At 62.0% G+C, this 20,057-nt stretch carries 15 protein-coding genes; 5 read left to right on the top strand and 10 right to left on the bottom strand.

The annotated features are described in order from the left end of the window. Positions 1 to 55: 55 nt before the first annotated feature. The 7 genes from HMPREF2996_RS03785 to HMPREF2996_RS03755 all read right to left on the bottom strand — a co-directional run bounded on the left by HMPREF2996_RS03785 (position 56) and on the right by HMPREF2996_RS03755 (position 8,021). Positions 56 to 436, bottom strand: a complete 381-nt coding sequence (locus HMPREF2996_RS03785; protein WP_070730167.1) for a monovalent cation/H(+) antiporter subunit G — start codon at positions 434 to 436, stop codon at positions 56 to 58. Further along, complete coding sequence (locus HMPREF2996_RS03780; protein ID WP_010188770.1) at positions 433 to 705, bottom strand: monovalent cation/H+ antiporter complex subunit F; 273 nt, start codon at positions 703 to 705, stop codon at positions 433 to 435. The genes HMPREF2996_RS03785 and HMPREF2996_RS03780 overlap by 4 nt, the downstream gene beginning before the upstream one ends. Continuing rightward, entirely contained in the window at positions 705 to 1,223 is a 519-nt protein-coding gene (locus HMPREF2996_RS03775) for a Na+/H+ antiporter subunit E (protein ID WP_070730165.1), read from the bottom strand. The genes HMPREF2996_RS03780 and HMPREF2996_RS03775 overlap by 1 nt, the downstream gene beginning before the upstream one ends. Beyond that, entirely contained in the window at positions 1,220 to 3,016 is a 1,797-nt protein-coding gene (locus tag HMPREF2996_RS03770) for a Na+/H+ antiporter subunit D (RefSeq protein ID WP_070730162.1), read from the bottom strand. Before HMPREF2996_RS03770 ends, HMPREF2996_RS03775 begins: the two co-directional genes overlap by 4 nt. After that, complete coding sequence (locus HMPREF2996_RS03765; RefSeq protein ID WP_070445823.1) at positions 3,009 to 3,509, bottom strand: Na(+)/H(+) antiporter subunit C; 501 nt, start codon at positions 3,507 to 3,509, stop codon at positions 3,009 to 3,011. The genes HMPREF2996_RS03770 and HMPREF2996_RS03765 overlap by 8 nt, the downstream gene beginning before the upstream one ends. Then, positions 3,509 to 6,424 (bottom strand): Na+/H+ antiporter subunit A, encoded by a 2,916-nt coding sequence (locus HMPREF2996_RS03760; RefSeq protein WP_070445826.1) that lies wholly within the window; start codon positions 6,422 to 6,424, stop codon positions 3,509 to 3,511. The genes HMPREF2996_RS03765 and HMPREF2996_RS03760 overlap by 1 nt, the downstream gene beginning before the upstream one ends. Positions 6,425 to 6,653: 229 nt before the next feature. Then, positions 6,654 to 8,021, bottom strand: coding sequence for a dipeptidase (locus HMPREF2996_RS03755; RefSeq protein WP_070645523.1), 1,368 nt, complete (start codon positions 8,019 to 8,021; stop codon positions 6,654 to 6,656). 96 nt (positions 8,022 to 8,117) lie between these two features. On the opposite strand from HMPREF2996_RS03755, the gene HMPREF2996_RS03750 reads away from it, so the two are divergent. The 4 genes from HMPREF2996_RS03750 to ppk2 all read left to right on the top strand — a co-directional run bounded on the left by HMPREF2996_RS03750 (position 8,118) and on the right by ppk2 (position 14,152). Further along, on the top strand, positions 8,118 to 10,091 hold the full coding sequence (locus HMPREF2996_RS03750) for an OPT family oligopeptide transporter (protein WP_070730160.1): 1,974 nt from the start codon (positions 8,118 to 8,120) through the stop codon (positions 10,089 to 10,091). 277 nt (positions 10,092 to 10,368) lie between these two features. Continuing rightward, complete coding sequence (groL, locus tag HMPREF2996_RS03745) at positions 10,369 to 12,015, top strand: chaperonin GroEL (protein ID WP_070445838.1); 1,647 nt, start codon at positions 10,369 to 10,371, stop codon at positions 12,013 to 12,015. Positions 12,016 to 12,510: 495 nt separating this feature from the next. Beyond that, positions 12,511 to 12,693 carry a PorH family porin gene (locus HMPREF2996_RS03740; protein ID WP_070564148.1) on the top strand — a complete coding sequence of 61 codons (183 nt, stop codon included), beginning with the start codon at positions 12,511 to 12,513 and terminating at the stop codon, positions 12,691 to 12,693. 559 nt (positions 12,694 to 13,252) lie between these two features. Then, the gene (gene ppk2, locus HMPREF2996_RS03735) at positions 13,253 to 14,152 is read left to right on the top strand and encodes a polyphosphate kinase 2 (RefSeq protein ID WP_010188788.1); all 900 of its coding nucleotides are present in this window, start codon (positions 13,253 to 13,255) and stop codon (positions 14,150 to 14,152) included. Positions 14,153 to 14,235: 83 nt separating this feature from the next. On the opposite strand, the gene HMPREF2996_RS03730 is transcribed toward ppk2, so the two are convergent. The 3 genes from HMPREF2996_RS03730 to HMPREF2996_RS03720 all read right to left on the bottom strand — a co-directional run bounded on the left by HMPREF2996_RS03730 (position 14,236) and on the right by HMPREF2996_RS03720 (position 19,053). Next, on the bottom strand, positions 14,236 to 18,147 hold the full coding sequence (locus HMPREF2996_RS03730) for a Pls/PosA family non-ribosomal peptide synthetase (RefSeq protein ID WP_210398895.1): 3,912 nt from the start codon (positions 18,145 to 18,147) through the stop codon (positions 14,236 to 14,238). Between the two features lie 75 nt (positions 18,148 to 18,222). Next, positions 18,223 to 18,699 (bottom strand): MarR family winged helix-turn-helix transcriptional regulator, encoded by a 477-nt coding sequence (locus HMPREF2996_RS03725; protein WP_070546251.1) that lies wholly within the window; start codon positions 18,697 to 18,699, stop codon positions 18,223 to 18,225. A 54-nt stretch (positions 18,700 to 18,753) separates the two neighbouring features. Next, positions 18,754 to 19,053, bottom strand: a complete 300-nt coding sequence (locus tag HMPREF2996_RS03720) for a rhodanese-like domain-containing protein (RefSeq protein ID WP_070711733.1) — start codon at positions 19,051 to 19,053, stop codon at positions 18,754 to 18,756. A gap of 91 nt (positions 19,054 to 19,144) precedes the next feature. Between HMPREF2996_RS03720 and HMPREF2996_RS03715 the strand changes: the two genes are divergently transcribed. After that, positions 19,145 to 19,957: an endonuclease domain-containing protein gene (locus HMPREF2996_RS03715; protein ID WP_070730156.1), complete on the top strand. Its 813-nt coding sequence runs from the start codon at positions 19,145 to 19,147 to the stop codon at positions 19,955 to 19,957. The last annotated feature ends 100 nt before the right edge of the window (positions 19,958 to 20,057 follow it).

The raw sequence follows: 20,057 nt of genomic DNA, 5'->3' as shown, positions 1-20,057 counted from the left end.
CTTTTGCAGCCTATATTAATGCTCCCTCATTTCCTGGGAGAAGGGGCCCGTGTCCTTACTTTCGGCGCAGGGAACGCGCGGCGGGGGCCTCGTTGTGCAGCATCGAATCCGGCGTGCCGTACAGGCCCTCGCGGCGAGCGATACGCGTGGTTCTTTGTGCGGTCACCGGGCTGGTGATCATGGCGAAAAGGACAAGCAGCACCAGGATGCCCAAGTCGCCGCGCTCAGCCACGCTGAAGCTCTCCGAACCCGTCACCTTGATGATGGCGCCCAGAATGGTGAAGATGAGCCCCGTGGTCTGTGGTTTAGCGATGGCATGCACACGCGCCATCGTGTCCCCAAACCGTGCCACTCCAATCGCGGCCGCCAAAATGAGTATCGAGCCGACGAGGATGAGGATGATGGAGAGGACATCGGCAATCAGTGCGTAACTCATGAATCCCTCTTCCTGAAGCGAGTAACGGAGACCGTCGAAATGAATCCGAGGAGCGCCACGACCAGCATCGCGTTGGAGACTGTGGTGTCCAAGGTCCAACAGATATAGGTGGCCAGGGCGCATTGGAACATGGCCACGAGCCCGTCCATGGCGATGAGCCGGTCGAGCGAGTTGGGGCCGATGACGATGCGCCACGTGGTGATGAGGAAGGCCACCACAAGGAAGCCCGCGGCCACGGTGAGCAGGATGTTATACACGTCAGTATCCATCAGGGGTGGCTCCTTTCGAAGATGGCAATCATATCGGCTTCCAGCTTGCACACCGCCGCGATCTCCCGCTCCAAGTGTTTCTCAGAGTCAGCGTTGAGGAGATGGATGGTGAGCATGCGGTTGGCAATATCGATATCGGACACCGTGCCGCCCGGCTGCAGGTTATACAAGCTCACCGCCAGCGCGAGAACGAACTCGTTCTCCACGCGCATCGGCAACTTCACAATTGCGGTCTTCGGCACTTCCTGCGGGCGCACCGCCAGCCAGCCAACCTTGAGGGAAGCTTCCATTAGCTCCACAAACCACTGCGCCATGAAGATGAAAAGCTTGCCCCAGCTCACCGAAATTCCTGCCACGGGCATGGCCGGCAGCGGTAGCGCGAAGACGATGAACAGGCTGGCAAGCAGCCCGCCTGCCAGGTTCGCCACGGTGACTTCGCCCATGAGCATGCACCACATGACGATGATCCACACCATGAACCAGGGCCGGAAGCGGTGCTTAATCCCGGCAAATCTCATCGCGATACCTCCTTTTCATCCTTGCGCACGGTGGTGGGCAGAGCGGGCGTGGCGCTTGGCGACGTCCTCGTTGTCGGCGCCACCGGCTCCGGATCCGGGATGGGCTCGCTCCGGTTCTTGCGGGAATCCGCGCCCTCCTCGTAGCGCTCGGCGGGGTCTAGGTGGCGCGTCGGGGCCTCGGCGGAATCACCCAGCACGGCATAACGGTAGATGGAATCATCCTGCGCCGAGGTGGCCGCGCGGGTGGTGACACCGGAGATGGGGCCCGCCAGGAAGGACATCGACACCGAAGCGATGACGAGTAGGGACGTGGAGGCCAGCATGCCGAAGGGCACGCGGCCGACGTCGTCGCGCTCTTCCAGCTCGACGTACTCAGTGACCTCGCCCAGCGGGGAAGGACGCACCATGGCGAGGTTGCCCTCGGGGGCGTCGCCGCGGTCACGCAGGAAGCCCTTGGCCCAGACGAGCACCATGACATACAAGGTGAGCAGGGAGGTGACCACCGCGCCACCGATGAGGACCCAGGACATCCACGAGCCCTCGTTCGCGCCGGCTTGGAGCAGCATGATTTTGCCCAGGAAGCCGGAGAAGGGAGGGATGCCACCCAGGTTCATGGCCGGGATGAAGTACAAAATAGCGATGAGGGGCGCGGTATAAATCAGCGAGCCCAAGCGCCGCAGCGAAGAAGTGCCGGCCTGGCGTTCGATGAGGCCTACCACCAAGAAGAGCGCGGTCTGGACCAGAATGTGGTGCACGGCGTAGAAAATGGCGCCCGACAAACCTTGCGCGGTTCCGAGGGCAACGCCGAAGATCATATAGCCGATATGGCTGACCAGCGTGAAGGACAGCAATCGCTTGATATCCGATTGGGCGATAGCACCCAAAATGCCCACGAGCATCGTGGCCAGCGCGACCCACATGAGCAGGCCGTCCAGCCCTCCATCGGTGAAGATTGAGGTACGCGCGCGAATGATGGCGTAGACACCAACCTTGGTGAGCAGGCCCGCGAAGACCGCGGTGACGAGGGACGGTGCGGTGGGGTAGGAGTCCGGCAGCCAGGCATCCAACGGGAAGACGGCCGCCTTAATGCCAAAGGCAATGAGCAGCACGGCGAACACTGCGGAGCGGGTGCCCGCCGGGATATCCTCCATCCGGATGCCAATCTGGGCCATGTTCATCGTGCCCACCGTGGCGTAGATATAAGCCAAGGCCAGTACGAAGATGAGCGAGGAGGCCATGGAGACCATGACGTAGCCCACGCCGGCCCGCACGCGCGCGGGCGAGGCGCCGAGGGTCAGCAGCACATAGGAGGCCACGAGGAAGATTTCGAAGCCCACGTAGAGGTTGAACAAGTCACCGGCCAGGAAGGACACGTTCACGCCCATGGTTAGCAACATGTAGGTGGGCAGGAAGGTCGCCACCGGCTCGTCCTTAGTGCCGTCGCGCACGCCCTGTGAAATGGCGTACCACATGACGGAGAACAGGACGACGGAGGAGGTAAAGAGCATGACCGTGGACAAACGGTCCGCCACCAGCGTGATGCCCACTGGGGCGTCCCAGCCGCCCACCTGCAGGGTTTGAATGCCGGTGGTATCCGCGATGAAAATCAGAGCGGCATTCACGGTGGCGAGCGTGAGCAGGGAGAAGAAAGCGATGCGGCGCTGCGCATTGGCATTGCGTGCACAAAGCATCGCTAGCGCGGCAGCCAAGGCCGGGATGATGATCGGCAGGGGGATCAGGTAGCTGATATAGGGCAGCAGCAGATCCACCAGGGGTGAGATGGTCTCACTCATCGGTGGCCTCCTTCACGGGAGCCTCGAAGAATTCGGGGCCAAATTTATCGCCTTCCTTGGTGTTGCGGCCGGTGGTCGGGTCATTGGAGGCGTCATGGTCGGGGGCAGCCGAGGCGTTGCCCGGACGTGAGGCAATCGCGGCGATGGCGGCGTCCTCGGTGTCATCCTCAATCACGTCCGCGGTGCGGTAGCGATATTGGCGGTAGGCCAAGGTGAGGATGAAGCCGGTCAGCGCCATCGAAATGACGATGGCCGTGAGGATCATCGCCTGGGCCAGTGGATCGGCGATGTCCTCGCCATAGGGCAAGGAGGTCCGGCCGTCGATTGGCGGTGAGCCCGCCTTGCCGCCAGCCATGAGCATGAAGAGGTTCGCGCCATTGCCCAGCAGCAAGATGCCGAGCAGCATCTTGGTCATGGCGCGGTCTAGCAATAAGTACACCCCGGCGCCGCAGAGCACGCCCGCAGCGAGCAGGAGCATGAGGTTGGCATCCATTAGGCGTGTCCTTTCTCTGCGGTGGCAGTGGTTTCTTTCTCTTTCGCCCGGCGTGACAGGGAACGGGCGCGGTCGCGGGCGCGCTGCTTACGCATCTCTTCTTCCTCATCGAGCTTGGCACCCAAGGAAGACAAGACATAGAGCGTGAGACCGACGACGATGAGGTAGACACCGGCGTCGAAAATGAGCGCCGACGGCAAGGAAACATCACCGATGAGCGGTACGCCGATCTTCGTGTACCCAGAGGTCAGTGGTGGATAGCCCAGGAGCATCGGGGTGATGACGGCGCTGAGGGAGAACAGCAGGCCTACCGCCATGGTGCGGCCGCCGTCGAGTGGCAGCGCCTCCTCGAGCTCCTCGCGGCCGCCCGCCAGGTAGCGCAGAATCAGCGCCAAGGCTGCCACGAGGCCGCCAGCAAAACCGCCGCCAGGGGCGTTGTGGCCGCCGAAGAAGAAGTACAGGGACAGCACCATCATCGAGGGGAAGAGAATACGGGTGCTCACGTCCACCATGAGCGAACGGTTGAGCGCCTTCTCCGATTCCACGCCTGCAGCCAGCCAGCGGCGCCCAGTGACCTGCAAGGTCGGGCGGCGGGAGGCACGGGTAAAGCTTTGCGTGCGGAAAATCAACGAGGCAATACCCGTTGCGGCAATGACGAGCACCGTGATCTCGCCAAAGGTATCCCACGCACGCAGGTCCACGAGCAGGACGTTGACCGTGTTGGCGCCGTGGCCAATCTCCTTGGCCAACTCCGGCATGTACTGCGAGATGGGTTCCTCGCGCCGGGCGTTGATAGCGAACATACCGATCACGGTGACGGCCAGGCCCACGCCGACTGCCAGCCAGGCGCGCAAGCGACCGGTTTTGGGCTCCTGCTTCCACTCGGTATTGGCCGGCATACGGCGCAGTACCAGCATGAAGAGCACCATGATGATGGTCTCCACAAGGAGCTGCGTTAGCGCCAGGTCCGGTGCGCCCTGTAGCGCGAAGATGAAAGACAAGGCGTAGCCGGTCACGCCGACGAGGATGACGCCCGAGAGGCGGTTATCCAGCACGGTGGCTGCGACAGCAGCGATGATGATGATCACCGCAGCGATGGCCTGCCAAGGGTTCTCAGCCACGATCATGTGCACGTTGGTGATATCACCGTTGATGAGCATGACGATGGGCAGCACCATGAGCGTAGCGAAAATGACCGTGAGGTTGAACTGCAGCGAACCGCGCTGGGTGGAGGCGGTGATGCGCAGGGAAAGCTGGCGTAGGGCGTTGATCACGGCGTCGTAGGAATCATCTGCCGAGCCCAGGGCCGGGTAGGTGAACTGGGCCTTCGTGAGCGCCTGGCGCTGCCAGTGCAGGAGGAAACCGGCGGCGACAATGACCACGGAAAGCAGCAGCGCGATGGTGAAGCCATGCCATAGGGCTAGTTCGGAAGCCTGCTCCGTCCCAAAAGTGTTGTCCAGGTGCTGCGTGATGCCGTGGGATAGCGGCAGCGGCCGCAGGCCAAAGAAGATGGTGAGCAAGGTCAGCACCGTCGGCGGGATCCACAGGAAGGGGCCGATGTGGTGCATGTGTGCCACTGCCTCCGAAGGCTCTTCCTGCCCCTTGGAGGAGAACGCGCCCCACAAGAAGCGCAGGGCATAGGCCATCGTCAGCGCGGAGCCGACGACGACGGCAACGAGTAGCATGTTGCGCGGCATGCCGACGAGCAGCTCCTCGCCCATGATGGCTTCCAGCGTGGCTTCCTTGGACACGAAGCCCAGCAGCGGTGGAATGCCCGCCATGGACATCGCGGGGAGGATAGCTAGGACATACAGCGCGGGGCTCTTCCTGCCCAGGCCCGCAAGCTTGTCGATGTCCCTCGTTCCCGTCGAATGGTCGATAGCACCGACGATCATGAAGAGCGCAGCCTTGAAGAGGGAATGCGCGAACGTTAGCGCCAGTCCTGCCTGCATGGCCTCGCGGGATCCGATGGCGATGATGGCGGTGATAAAACCCAGCTGTGAGACGGTGCCATAAGCCAAAACCAGCTTCAGGTCACGCTGCTTGAGCGCCATCCAGCCGCCGAGCAGCATGGTGAAGGCGCCCAGGGGGATGACCACGAGGTGCCAGGTAGGAATGTCATGCACCGAGGGAGCAAGGCGCGCGACGAGGTAGATACCGGCCTTCACCATCGCTGCGGAGTGCAGGTAAGCCGAGACTGGGGTCGGCGCGGCCATGGCGCCGGGCAGCCAGAAGTGGGCCGGGGCGATGGCGGACTTGGAGAGCGCACCGCAGAGAATCAGCACGATCGCCACGGTGAGGTAGGGGGTGTTGGCGAGGTCTTCGGTGGCGGCGATACCGCTGAAAGACCACGCGCCGGTCTGGCGGCCGAGGAGGGTGATACCGACCAGCATGGCGAGGCCGCCTAGAACGGTCACCATGAGCGCCTGCTGCGCTGATCGACGCGACGAGGCGCGCTCGCCGTAATAGCTCACCAAGAGAAAAGACAGCAGGGAGGTGATTTCCCAGAAGACGTAGAGCAGCAGGAAATTATCGGAAATGACCAGGCCATACATGGCCGTGGCAAAGCCCACCATCTGGCCACCGAAGAGGGCAAGGCGGCGCCGAGGATGGTCGAAATAGCCCCAGCAATAAAGCAAGACCAGCGCGCCTACTCCCAAGATGATGAGGCTGAATAACGCGGAAAGCGCGTCCATGCGGAAGCTGATATTGAGGTGCGCGGCTGGCATCCAGTTGAGGTCATAAGCCAGCTGGTTGCCGTTGCGTAGCGTGCCAGTAGTGAGCTGCTGGAGTACCCAGAAGAAGCCGACCGCAGGGGCGATTGCCAAGAGCCCGAAGGCGCGGCGGCCAAGGTAGAAAATGAGGAATGGAGCGGCGATGGATGCTACGACCAAGGCGCAAAAGAGAGTGAGCACGAGGTTGCGGTGGCGTCCTTTCCTTGTCGGGGGACTGGGTTAAACCCACCGCGCTGGCGGGCGTTCACTAATGCTCACGATACAGTCTGAAATCCCAGTTTTCACATTTTCGTTTCATACAGTTATATATGCGTCTCCTGTTGGCGTTCCGCCACCTCGCCAACTGCCTAGCTCAGGAGAAGGGAGACCAACGCCCGGCGGATCCTGTGGCTGGGCGTTGGACTGGTGCCTAGGCGAAGCGCTGGAGGAAGAGCGCTTCAGCGATGGCGATCTTTTCAATTTCGCTCGGGTCGACCGACTCATTGGCGGAGTGGATGGTGCACTGCGGCTCCTCGACGCCAAAGAGCGCGATCTCGGCATTCGGGTGCTTCTCCTGCAGCTCCACGGTCAGCGGGATGGATCCGCCCATGCCCTGGGTGATGGTCTCGGCCCCGAAAGCCTCGCCGAGGCACTCGCCGAGCAGAGCCACGGCGGGCTTTGCCGGATCGGTTTCGAATCCCAGGTTGGCCTCCAGGATGGTGACCTCGATGTGTGCGCCCCACGGGACGTGCTTCTTCAGGTGCTCGGCCACGGCCTCCGCGGTGGCGCGGGGATCCATGGTGGCGGGGGTGCGCAGGTTGATATTGGCCTCAGCGGTAGCGGGCACGGCGTTGACGGCCTCGGCCACCGGGGTGGAGGTAAAGCCGGTGACGGTAATCGCCGGGCGGGCCCAAATCATATCCGCGATGGCGGTGGCACCGGCCGGGTCCTTCGCGCCCATGACCTCGGTGCCCTCAAGCATCTGCGCGTCGGCGCGGAAGTTCTCCTCGCTGTAAGCGGTGTCCTGGCCCTCGGCCAGCGGCCAGGTACCCTCGCAATCGACGCCGTCGATAGTCGTGCGGCCATACTCATCCGTCAGGGAATCCAGCGCGCGCATGAGCGCCTTGACAGCGTCGGGAGCCGCGCCGCCGAACTGGCCGGAGTGCACAGCCGAGTGGAGGGTGGAGACCTTGACGTTGATCTGCGAGCCACCGCGCAGGGAGGTCGTCAGCGTCGGCACACCCACCTTGGCGTTGCCGGCGTCGGCGATGAGGATGGCGTCGGCAGCAAAGAGCTCCGGGCGCTCTTCGATGAGTGCGGACAGGCCCTCGCCGCCGCGTTCCTCAGAACCCTCAATAAGCACGGTGAGGTTGAGGTCGGTTCCACCGTGAGCGTCGAGTGCGCGCAGGGCCGCTAGGTGCATAGCGACGTTGCCCTTGCAGTCCGCGGCGCCGCGGCCGTACCAGCGGCCATCGCGCTCGGTCAGCGTGAAGGGATCGGAGCCCCAGGCCTCCGGGTTGCCGGCGGGCACGACATCATAGTGCGAGTAGAGCAGCACCGTCTTCGCGCCTTCCTTGCCGGGGCGCTTGGCGACGATCGCCGTGGAACCATCAGCGGTGGTGATGGCTTCGGGGGTGAAGCCGACGTCGACAAGCGCGGCGTGAACCCACTCCGCTGCCTTCGCGGTCTGCTCCTCTAGACCCGGCTCGTTGTGGACGGAATTGAAGGAGACGAGCTCCTTGAGCTGCTGGAAAATGGTATCGCGGTCGTTGCTGACAAACTCAGAAATCTTGGTCATGCCCTCCAACCTACTCGTATCCCCGAATCGGTCTATCGACAAGTAGGGAGTAATATATCCCGGGTTCTAGTAACTATTCCTTAGAAAGGACCTGACATGGCGACGACGACCGCCGAAGGTTCCCAGTCCACGCTCCGCGAGCTCACGCTGCGCGGCATTATTATCGGTGGACTCATCACTCTGATCTTTACTGCCGCCAACGTGTATCTCGGCCTTAAAGTAGGCCTGACATTTGCCACGTCCATTCCTGCCGCCGTGATTTCCATGGCGGTGCTGCGCCGCTTTGCCGGGCACAACGTCAAAGAGAACAACATTGTGCAGACCATCGCATCGGCAGCCGGGACCTTGTCCGCCATCATCTTCGTGCTCCCAGGCCTGGTGATGGTGGGCTACTGGCAGGGCTTTTCCTTCATCGATACCGCCGCGGTGTGCGCCATCGGTGGTGTGCTCGGCGTGATGTACTCCATCCCGCTCCGCCGCGCGCTGGTGACGGGCTCGGACCTGCCCTACCCGGAGGGTGTGGCCGCGGCCGAGGTCCTCAAGGTGGGCGATAGCTCCGGTGAGGACGGCGAAGCCGCCCACGAGGAAAACGCGAAGGGCCTGCGCGTCATCGTCTTTGGCGGCATCCTCTCCGCGTTTATGGCTTTGCTGGCAGCAATGAAGGCGGCTGCCTCTGAGGTGGCCACCTACTTCAAATTCGGCTCAGGTGCGACGACGCTAGGCACCTCCCTCTCGCTGGCGCTGGTCGGCGTGGGCCACCTTGTCGGACTGGCCGTCGGTATCGCCATGCTCGTCGGCGTGGTCATTTCCTACCTCATCCTGCTGCCCATCCTCACCGGTGGTGAGGGCCTGGGTGATCCGGCCGCCATCATGGAGACCGTCGATTCGGTCTTCTCCGATAGGATCCGCTTCATCGGCGTGGGCACCATGGCGATTGCCGCCGTATGGACGCTGATTAAGATTACGGGTCCGATTGCCAAGGGCATGGCAGAGTCTTTTGCTTCCTCCCGCAACCGCAAGGACGGCCAGCAAGTGGCAGTGGAGGAGCGCGATATTCCAGCGCCCTATGTCATTGGCACCATCCTGGTCCTGATGATTCCGATTGGACTGCTGCTGTGGAACTTCGTTCGCGGCACCGATATTCATGAGCACATGGGCGTGCTGATTACGGTCTCCGTGCTCTTCACCTTGCTGGTGGGCCTCGTTATCGCATCGGTGTGCGGCTACATGGCTGGCCTCATCGGTGCGTCTAATTCGCCGATTTCCTCCATCGGCATCATCGCGGTCATTGCCGCTGCGCTCCTGATTGCCGCCGTCACCCGCGGCACGGATGCAGAGCCGCTCTCGCTGGTGGCCTACACGCTGTTTACCGCGGCCATCGTCTTCGGCATTGCGACTATTTCTAATGACAATCTGCAGGACCTCAAGACCGGTCAGCTGGTTGGCGCGACGCCATGGAAGCAGCAGGTAGCGCTCATCATTGGTGTTCTCTTCGGCTCCTTGGTGATTCCGCCGATTCTGCAGGTCATGCTCACCGGCTTTGGTTTCCAGGGCATGGAGGGTGCCGGTGAGGATGCGCTGGCTGCCCCGCAGGCCGCACTGATGTCCTCGGTGGCATCTGGCATTTTTGATAACTCGCTGCCGTGGGACCTGATTGGTCTGGGCGCGGCGATTGGTGCCGTCATCATCATCGTGGATGAGTGCCTGCGCCACTTCACCGACAAGTACTCCCTGTCCCCGCTGGCGGTGGGCATGGGCATGTACCTGCCGGCAGCCATCACCGTTGTGGTGCCGATCGGTGCTTTCCTGGGTTACTTCTACAACCGTTGGGCAGCCCGCCAGTCCAAGCCGGATTTTGTCAAGCGCATGGGCACGCTGCTGGCTACTGGCCTCATCGTGGGTGAGTCCCTCTTTGGCGTGGTCAACGCGGGTATCATCGCGGCCTCGGCCGGCGAGTCCCCGCTGGAGATCTTCGAGGGCGGGACGGCAGCCAAGTTCGTTGGCGTCATTCTCTTTGTCGGCGGTATCGCGGCGGCCTACAAGTGGACGGCGAAGAAGGCTGCGTCTTAAACGCGATAAAGGTTTCGTGTTGATGAGTGGTTCGGTTTAACGGGCGATGCGATCTAGTGGGCGGTGCTTATGCACCGCCCGTTCGTGTTGAACCTTGCAGTCGCGGGGGCTGAGTGCCAGAATGGTCGCTAGCACTTCCACATGGCAAGTGCCAGAAATAAACAGAATCATCTATGTGGTTGGGGCTGGAGAACACTCGCCAGCCGTGCCGTCGCGGGCGTCCGTCATAGATCAGACGTGAGTGTCGTCCTCAACAAAGCTTAAGGAGCACAAACACATGGCAAAGATTATTGCCTTCGATGAAGAGGCACGTCGCGGCCTCGAGCGTGGTCTCAACACGCTTGCTGACGCCGTCAAGGTCACCCTCGGCCCCAAGGGTCGCAACGTCGTCCTGGAGAAGTCCTGGGGCGCTCCGACCATTACTAACGACGGTGTCTCCATCGCGCGCGAGATCGAGCTCGAGGACCCGTACGAGAAGATCGGCGCTGAGCTGGTCAAGGAAGTAGCCAAGAAGACCGATGACGTCGCCGGTGACGGCACCACCACCGCTACCGTTCTGGCACAAGCTCTCGTGCGTGAGGGCCTGCGCAACGTAGCTGCTGGTTCCAACCCAATGGGCATCAAGCGCGGCATCGAGGCCGCTACCAAGAAGGTTGTTGACTCCCTGCTTTCCTCCGCAAAGGAAGTAGAGACCCAGGAAGAGATCGCCACTACCGCAGGTATCTCTGCCGCTGACCCGGCAATCGGCGAGAAGATCGCCGAGGCTATGTACACCGTGGGCAACGGCTCCGTGAACAAGGATTCCGTTATCACGGTTGAGGAGTCCAACACCTTCGGCGTTGACTTGGAAGTCACCGAAGGTATGCGCTTCGACAAGGGCTACATCTCTGGCTACTTCGCTACCGATATGGAGCGCCAGGAGGCAGTCCTCGAGGATCCGTACATCCTGCTGGTTTCCTCCAAGATTTCCAACATCAAGGACCTCGTCCCGCTGCTGGAGAAGGTCATGCAGACCGGCAAGCCGCTGCTGATTATCGCTGAGGATGTCGAGGGCGAGGCCCTGTCCACCCTCGTGGTCAACAAGATCCGCGGCACCTTCAAGTCCGTTGCTGTGAAGGCTCCGGGCTTCGGCGACCGCCGCAAGGCCACCCTGCAGGACATGGCTATCCTCACCGGCGGCCAGGTCATCTCCGAAGAGGTTGGCCTCTCCCTGGAGACCGCTGAGATCGAGTACCTCGGCCAGGCCCGCAAGGTTGTCGTGACCAAGGATGAGACCACCATCGTTCAGGGCGCTGGCTCCCAGGAGCAGATCGACGGCCGTATCAAGCAGATCCGTGCCGAGATCGAGAACTCCGACTCTGACTACGACCGCGAGAAGCTGCAGGAGCGCCTGGCCAAGCTGGCCGGCGGCGTGGCAGTCCTCAAGGTTGGTGCCGCTACCGAGGTTGAGCTCAAGGAGCGCAAGCACCGCATCGAGGATGCCGTGCGCAACGCTAAGGCTGCCGTAGAGGAGGGCATCGTCGCCGGTGGTGGCGTGGCTCTGCTGCAGGCAGCCGAGGTTCTGGATTCCCTCTCGGACCTCACCGGTGACGAGGCTACTGGCGTCAAGATCGTGCGCGAGGCACTCTCTGCTCCGCTGAAGCAGATTGCTCAGAACGCTGGTCTGGAGCCGGGTGTTGTCGCTGACAAGGTTGCCTCCCTGCCGGCTGGCCAGGGACTCAACGCCGCTTCTGGCGAGTACGTGGACCTGATGGCTGCGGGCATCAACGACCCGGTGAAGGTCACCCGCTCCGCGCTGCAGAACGCTGCGTCCATCGCAGCCCTGTTCCTGACCACCGAGGCGGTTGTGGCTGATAAGCCGGAGCCGGCCGGTGCAGGCGCTGGCATGCCGGACGCTGACGCAATGGGCGGTATGGGCTTCTAGTCCTTAGCTTCCCGGCCTGAAGTGCATTGCGGCTTCAGGCCTTAGCAAATTACGAGCTCCCCACGGTTGACCGTGGGGAGCTTTCTTCCTCTTGAGACACTTTTGTGTCCTTATAGCACCCCGAATAGGGGTAATTCGGGGCGCTTCTGCGAAAAATATTTCGCGAGTTTACTCTGTAAAGCAAGCCTATGAATCGTGGTTCAGGGAGCTAACGTTACGTTCTGAGGAAGATTTCTTAAGCTTTCATTTCGAGCGCTCCCTATTTCTGCAGATAGGCGCGTTGTTGCAGGCTAGGTTAATAGAAGATGAATTAATAACCTGAAAAGTGATTCTGATTTTCGGAGCGCTTTGCGCGAAAAATCACCCACGAATTCACTTGCAATGTGTCAGTGGTGTGCCAAAATAGTTCCTTGTGACGCCCGCTGAGGGTGTCTGCAAAACCGCAAACCCCCTCCGGGCAATCTCTTTACCCGGACTTCACAAGAGGAGACCACAATGGATCTTTCTTTCATCGGTGACCAGCTCGGTAACTTCGCTACCTTCGCTGACGGCATCAAGAAGCTCTTCACCGGCTTCGCTGGCGTCTTCGACGCTATCTCCGGCGCTGCTCAGCAGGGTGACTCCTTCGTTGTTAAGCCGAACACCTCCGCTCTCGAGGCTCTGTCCTCCAAGAAGTAAACTAGCTTCCCTTTAGGGCAGCACTAAACACACACTTTCAATCCCAAGGAGATTTCAAATGGGTACCCTTTCTTCCTCCGGCATCATCGGCCTCCTGCTCAACATTTTCTACAACCTGGGCGACATGGCTTCCGGCGCTTCCAAGCTGATCGGCCTGCTCTAAAAAGCACGCTGCTCACGCAGTACTAAGCGCTAACCCCGCTGACCCATTTGGGCAGCGGGGTTTCCCATTTCCGAAATTCGCCGTCGGACGGATGCCTAGGACTGGGCCGCCGGACTGAGTTCGGCCAGCGCGGTGGCGTGGTACGTTTTCGCAAATAAGCCCCCGAAACCAGGCGGTTTCATGAGCTTGCGTGCGAAAACGTACCAACGTGTACGCGCGGCGGGTACGGAACGATCATTTAAGCCCCCAGATCTCGCCCGACTTTTGGGGGCACTAATTGTTAGAAACGTACATTCTGGGCGGATGCTGCCGCCCATCGGGCATACGGGGGTAAATCACGCGGCTACAACTTCTTTTATCGCGCCAGATGTCTGCTTCCTAGATAGAATTAAAGGTATGGCTGACATTAAAGACGACGAACTCCCCGAGATCGACCTTGCGCAGACCGACGGCTACGTCGTCGATGACTCTGATGAAGATGATCCCTCGCTGATCATGCCGGATGGCTCGCCTGTCGAGACTTGGCGCGAGAACTACCCGTACGAGGAGCGCATGACGCGCGATGAGTACGAATCCATCAAGCGCGCCCTGCAGATTGAGCTGCTGAAATGGCAGAACTGGACGAAGGAAACCGGCCAGCGCCACATTATCCTCTTCGAGGGCCGCGATGCCGCGGGTAAGGGCGGCACCATTAAGCGTTTCAACGAGCACCTCAACCCGCGTGGTGCGCGCACCGTGGCGCTGGAGAAGCCTTCCCCGCGCGAGTCCACGTCGTGGTACTTCCAGCGCTATATTCAGCACTTCCCGTCCGGTGGTGAAATCGTTTTCTTCGACCGCTCCTGGTACAACCGCTCCGGTGTGGAGCGCGTCATGGGCTTCTGCACAGAGTCCCAGCACGCAGAGTTCCTGCGCGAGGTACCGATGCTGGAGAACATGCTCCTAGGCTCGGGTATCTCCCTGACTAAGCTATGGTTCTCCGTGACTCGCAAGGAACAGCGCACTCGCTTCGCTATTCGCCAGATTGACCCCGTCCGTCAGTGGAAGCTTTCGCCCATGGACCTAGCGTCCTTGGATAAGTGGGATGATTACACCCGCGCCAAGGAGGAGCAGTTCCGCTACACCGATACGGAAGAGTCTCCGTGGATCACCATTAAATCCAACGACAAGAAGCGTGCCCGCATCAACGCGATGCGCTACGTGCTCTCCAAGTTTGAGTACACCAACAAGGACCACGAGCTCGTTGACCAGGTGGATGACAAGATTGTCAAGCGCGGTCGCGACCAGATCGGTGACTAATCACGGCACCCCGACCGCTCATTAGCGAGTCAGGCATAAAAAGGAGGCGGCAGGTAAACCTGCCGCCTCCTTTATTTTTTTATCTATTTCTTCCAGGGCTCGATAGGGTTTCCCTGCCACTCGGAGTTGCCCGGGACTTGGTCGCCACGCATCACCAAGGAGCCGGGGCCAACCGTTGCCACGCTGCCGATGACCGAGGCTGGCAGCGCCACCGAATGCGAGCCCAAGGTGGCACCAGCCTTGATGGTCACGGTGTCCAGGCTCATCACGCGGTCCTGGAAGAGGTGTGTTTGCACCACGGTGCCCGGGCCGACGGAAGCGCCTTCGCCCACAAAGCACAGGTCCGTCTCTGGGAACCAGTAGGAATCGATCCAGGCGCCGCGGCCAATCGTCACGCCCAGCGCGCGCAGGCCCTGGTTGATCTCGCCCATGCCATAGGTGTGAGTAAAGAACCACGGGGCGGCCACCGCCTCCACGAAGGTGTCCTGTAGCTCGTTGAGCCACACGAAGGCGGACCACAGAGGGTGATCGCCAGCGGTCTGCGTGTCCACGCAGATCCACTTGACCGCCACGGTGATCGCCATCGCGATGGCGCCCGCCACCATGAGGATGAGGCCGCCGAGGGCCCAGGCGGTGGCGATGCCGAGGGCGTCGGCAAGAGCGTAGAGCGATGCCAACGTGCCCGCCAGCAACATGGCCGAGGTCATCGGAGCCAGCAGGCGCATGGTTTCAATCGCACCACGCGCGGCCTTGACCCCAAAGCCCGGGTTATAGGTGAGGGATTCGCCCTCCACACCGTCCACGTGGGCCTCCACGCGGCGCATGCGCTCCGGCGGGGAACCCCACCAGTTGGCACCGGACTTGGTCTTCTTCGGCGTCGAGGAGAGCACGGCAACCAGCGAGTTCTTCGATAGTTTGCGTCCGGGTCCGGTGATGCCGGAGTTGCCCACGAAGGAACGCTTGCCCACCTTGGTCTCACCCGTGAGCATCCACCCGCCACCGAGCTCATAGCCGCCGATCATGGTGTCATCCGCCAGGAACGCACCGTCCTTGACCTCGGTGAGCTTGGGAACCATGACGGCCGTGGAAATCTCCACGTCCTTGCCAATCGTCGCGCCCAAGGAACGCAGCCACGCTGGGGTGAGCTGCGAGGCATAGATGGGAAAGAGCTGCGTGCGGGCCTCGTCCATGAGGCGTTCGATGGCCCACAGGCGCCAGCCCTTGGCGGAGCGCACCGGTGCCACACCGGGCTTGATGCCCAGTGAGAGGATGCGCACGCCTAGCCAGGTTTGCAGCATGAAGGTGGCGAATGCCGCAAGCGCGCCCAGCGGGGCGAAGAAGATGGAGCCGACGAAGGCAGAGCCCTCGGTCACCGCGATGAGGGCAACGACCACGGCAGCACCCACGGCCAGCGCCACGATGGGCTGGAGGGCCAGCAGGATAGAAGTAGCGCCGTAGATGGCTACCCACCACGGGCGGCGCTTCGGGGCATGCGACGGGAAGCGATGCTTGGAGCGGCCCACCTTCTTGGCGGGCGAGCCGGACCAGCGCTGGCCGTCCTTGATCTTCTTGCGCCCAGTGACGGTGGAGCCGGCCTCGACGTGGGCATCCTTGCCCACGACGGTGCCTGGAAGCAGCGTCGAGCGCGCGCCCACGCGAGCACCTTCCTTGACCTCAATGGCGCCAACGTGCAGGATATCGCCGTCGAGCCAGTAGCCGGAGAGATCGACCTCGGGCTCAATCGCGGCGTGCTTGCCCAGGGTCAGCAGGCCCGTTACAGGCGGCAGCGAGTGTAGGTCCACTCCGCGGCCCATCTTCACTCCCAGCGCGCGGGCATAGTTGTTGACCCACGTCGCGCCCGCGATCGAGCGCGAGCCAGAAGCATCGGCCCAGCGCTCCGCTGCCCAAATGCGCAGGTGCGTGGAGCCGCCGCGCGGGTATTCGCCGGGCTTAATGCCGGCGGTGATCAGCCGCGCGCCGAAACCACCGATGGGGATGCGGCCGATGGGGGTGACAAAGATGACGATAAGGAGGATGACCAGCCACCATGGCGTGGTCATGGCCCACTCCACACCCAGCAGGTTCGCTAGGTTGGAGCCCAAGAGCAGCCAGGCCAGCCACGTCGTGGCGGCCAGCGTCATGATGGGCAGCTGAATGAGTGTTTGCGCGATGCGCGTGCCGGCGCCGACGGGTTTTACCTCGCGCGCGGGCCCGGCGTCCTCGACGGACTCGGCACCGGCAAGCTGCTCCGCCAGGGAACCCAGGCGCGGGTGGTCGTAGAGATCGCGCACGGCCACGGTGGGGAAGCGCTCGCGGATGCGGCCGACCAAAGTCGCCGCGGCCAGCGAGGTGCCGCCGAGGGAGAAGAAGTCAGCGTTGACGCCCTCGACGGAAACACCCAGGGTGTCCACCCACAGCTCCGCCAGCCACTGCTCGGTGGGGTTGAGGCCGTCTGCCTCGACGCCCACTCCCGGCAGCGGCCACGGCAGTGCCTTCTTATCCACCTTGCCGGAGGTGCGAATTGGTAGCTCCTCCATGACGCAGATGCGCGGGACGAGCGCTGCCGGCATGGACTCCGCCAGGCGGGCGTGCGCGGCCTCGTGGTCGAAGCCGGCATCCGGGTCATCCAGGGAGACATAGCCGACGAGCACGGACTCGCCGCCCGGTGTCTTCTGCACAGCCACGGCGGAGTTGTACACGTTCGGCAACGCGGCGACGTTAGCTTCCACCTCACCGAGCTCGATGCGGCGGCCACCAATCTTGACCTGGTCATCGACGCGGCCCACAAAATACAGGCCGTCCTCTTCCAGGCGCACGTGGTCACCGGTGCGGTAGGCGCGCTCCCAGCCCAGGGACTCCAGCGGCGCGTACTTCTCCGCATCCTTCACTGGGTCCAGGTAAGCAGCCAGGCCCACACCACCGATGACGAGTTCGCCTACCTCACCGATGTTTACGGGGACGCCGTGCTTGTCGACGACCACCAGGTCCCAGCCCTTCAGCGGCAGCCCAATCGACACGGGCTTGCCCGGCAGCATGCGCTGCGCGCAGGCCACGACCGTGGCTTCGGTGGGGCCGTAGGTATTCCACATCTCGCGGTCCTCGGTGGCCAGGCGGTCCGTGAGCTCCTGGGAGCAGGCTTCGCCGCCGACGATGAGGAGGCGGATGTTGTCCAGGGCCTCGGCGGGCCAGAGGCCGGCCAAGGTCGGCACAGTGGAGACCACCGTGATGTCACGGCGAATCAGCCAGGGACCTAAGTCCATGCCGGAGCGCACCAGGGAGCGCGGGGCCGGGACCAAGCAGGCGCCGTGGCCCCAGGCCAGCCACATTTCCTCGCAGGAGGCATCGAAGGCTACGGAGAGGCCAGCCAGGACGCGGTCCTCCGGACCGAGCGGACCGTGCGGGCTATCCACCAAAAAGAGGGCAGCCTCGGCATCAACGAAGGCGGCCGCGGAGCGGTGGCTTACGGCCACGCCCTTGGGCTTACCCGTTGAGCCGGAAGTGAAGATGATCCACGCGGTGTCTTCGGGTCGCGGTTCCTCGAAGGGGACGCCATCTCCACCGCCATCCTTTTCGTCGAACGCGGGGCGCGCCATCCGCGCCCCGCCCTCCCGCAACATGCGGAAACCTTCGTCGGTGAACACACCATCGATATCGGCTTCGCCGAAGACCATCTCGGCGCGCTCATCGGGGTCGTCGGCATCGACGGGCACGTAGGCCGCGCCGGCGGCGAGCGTGGCCAGGATAGCCAGGTAGAGCTCGCGCTTGCCCGAGGTCATGCGGATGCCGATGCGGTCGCCGCGACGCACACCGCTGGCGTAGAGTTCGGTGGCCCATGCGGAGACGTCGGCAAGCAGCTCGGCGTAGGTGAGGATTTCACCGTCGTCGAGGGCCGCGGCCTCGGGGTAGTGCTCGGCGGTGGTTTGAACGATATCCCAGAGGGTGCGCGCCGGTGCGGCCTCATCACCAAGGAGGTAGTGCTCGGGGACCTCGGGCATTACCGGGATCTCGGGCTCGTCTGTGTGTAGGGCATGGCGGCCCCCTGTACTGGGAAGATTATCGGGTTCCGTCATTTAAGCATCACTGCTTTCTGTATCGGCAGGTGTGTCCGCCGCGATGATGGCGGTGGCCAGTTTGCGCAGGTGCTTGAGCTGCTTGTTGGTGGACGCGTCGAGGGCTTCGTCCTCGGCCTTCGCTACCAAAACGGTGAGCTCTTTGTGCGCCTTCACGCCTTTCTTGGTGGAGGCAATGATTTGGCGGCGGCGGTCCTTGGAGTCACGCTCACGCTTAACCCAATTGCGAGACTCCAGTGAATCCAGCAGGCGCACCATGTCGGAAGCGTCAATGGCCAAGGTTTCCGATAGTGCGGACTGGGAGGACGCGGCTTCCGCAACCAGGCAGGTGAGAACCCAGTACTCGCGCAGGGTGGTCTTCTGCGTTTGTAGTGCGGCCTCGACGCCTTCGCGGGTGCGGCGGCGGAGGCGCTCCAGCTGGAAGGAGGGGGACTCTAGGAGCGAGGTGGGAATCGATACGGAGTTAAAGGTAGGCATGCCGACGATACTACGCGCCTACCGTAGCAAACTTAAATCATGGGTTATGGCCCACTAGTTTGGGTAAACCATGGGGCGGCCTTGGGCCTTCCATGCGTCCGTGCCGCCGTCGACGTTGATGACGTCCCAGCCTTTCGCGTGCTCGAGGTACTGGCAGACCTGCATGCTGCGCCCGCCTGCATGGCAGATGACGTAGATATCGCGGTCCGGGTCAATCTCGTCGAGGCGCTCTACGAGGTGTCCCATCGGAATGTGCGTGGCGCCTTGGGCATGCTCAGTGTTCCACTCGTGGCCCTCGCGGACGTCGATGAGCTGGGCGTTTTCAGGTACTTCAGTGGGTTGTACGTTCTGCATGCGCACCAGCTTACGGGGTTTTCTTGCGGGACTGGTTGGGGCACTTTACTGTGAGGAGTACGGGGTGGGGTAATCAATCGGAGGGGGCTAAATGGAGGAGATTGTCGGCCGCGCAGGCGCAGCGGCAGCGGCCAAAGGTGAGGCGATCAAAATTACGCGGGGGCTGTACCTGCCGCGTGAACCAACGGCATACGAGCTAGCGCAGGTGCTCAGCCGGCATTGGCCAGACAGTGCGTTGGACGGATATTCCGCAGCGATGGTGCTTCTTGAGCGGAAACCTGGCTTTCCACTGCAGCTCATTCGCGAAAAAGGCTTAGAGGATACGCGCTTTTATGTCGGTCGCCGCGCCCGCCCAAAGGGGGTATTTCCCTATGACGGGATAAACGTCTGCAATCCACTGCAGGCGGTGGAGGCCATAGAAGAAAAGCACGCGGTGAAGCTCCTGGAAACGTTCTTGTCTGGTAGGGACGCGGAAAAGCGGCTGAAGTTGCTCTCCATGGACTTTCGGCGGTTCCCGCAACACACTCGGCGAGTGTTAGAGAAAGCAGTCATCGGTGCGGATAGTGTGCCCGAGCGAGCTCTTACTCGTGCATTGGAGCCCTTCTTTAAAGTGCTCAACAACGCGAAAATCGGTCCCTATCGGTGGGATCTCCTTTTAGAAGAGCACAAGATTGCCATCGAGGTCGACGGCTACGCTTATCACCGCGGGGAAAACCGCCGGCAGTTCGAGCTTGACCGCCAAAAGTTGAATGATGTGGTGCATCGCGGCTATACGCCCCTCCACTTCACCGCGACCACGATTGAGCATCATCTAGACAAGGTGGTGGAGCAGGTGCGCGGGGTGGCACAAGGGACGAAACGGTATCTGGACCCGCCGTGGATGTGGCACCGGTTCTTTGTGTGAGTGTGCGAGGGGTGCTTGATGTCGTTCACGGTAAATAAGGCCGAAAAATCGCGAAAATTTGGGCCTTATTTACCGTGAACGTAGTCAAGATAACGTGCTC

It is taken from the genome of Corynebacterium sp. HMSC066C02 (assembly GCF_001814945.1).
GTDB classification, from domain to species: Bacteria; Actinomycetota; Actinomycetes; order Mycobacteriales; family Mycobacteriaceae; genus Corynebacterium; species Corynebacterium aurimucosum.
This window is presented reverse-complemented; position numbering and strand designations above follow the sequence as displayed.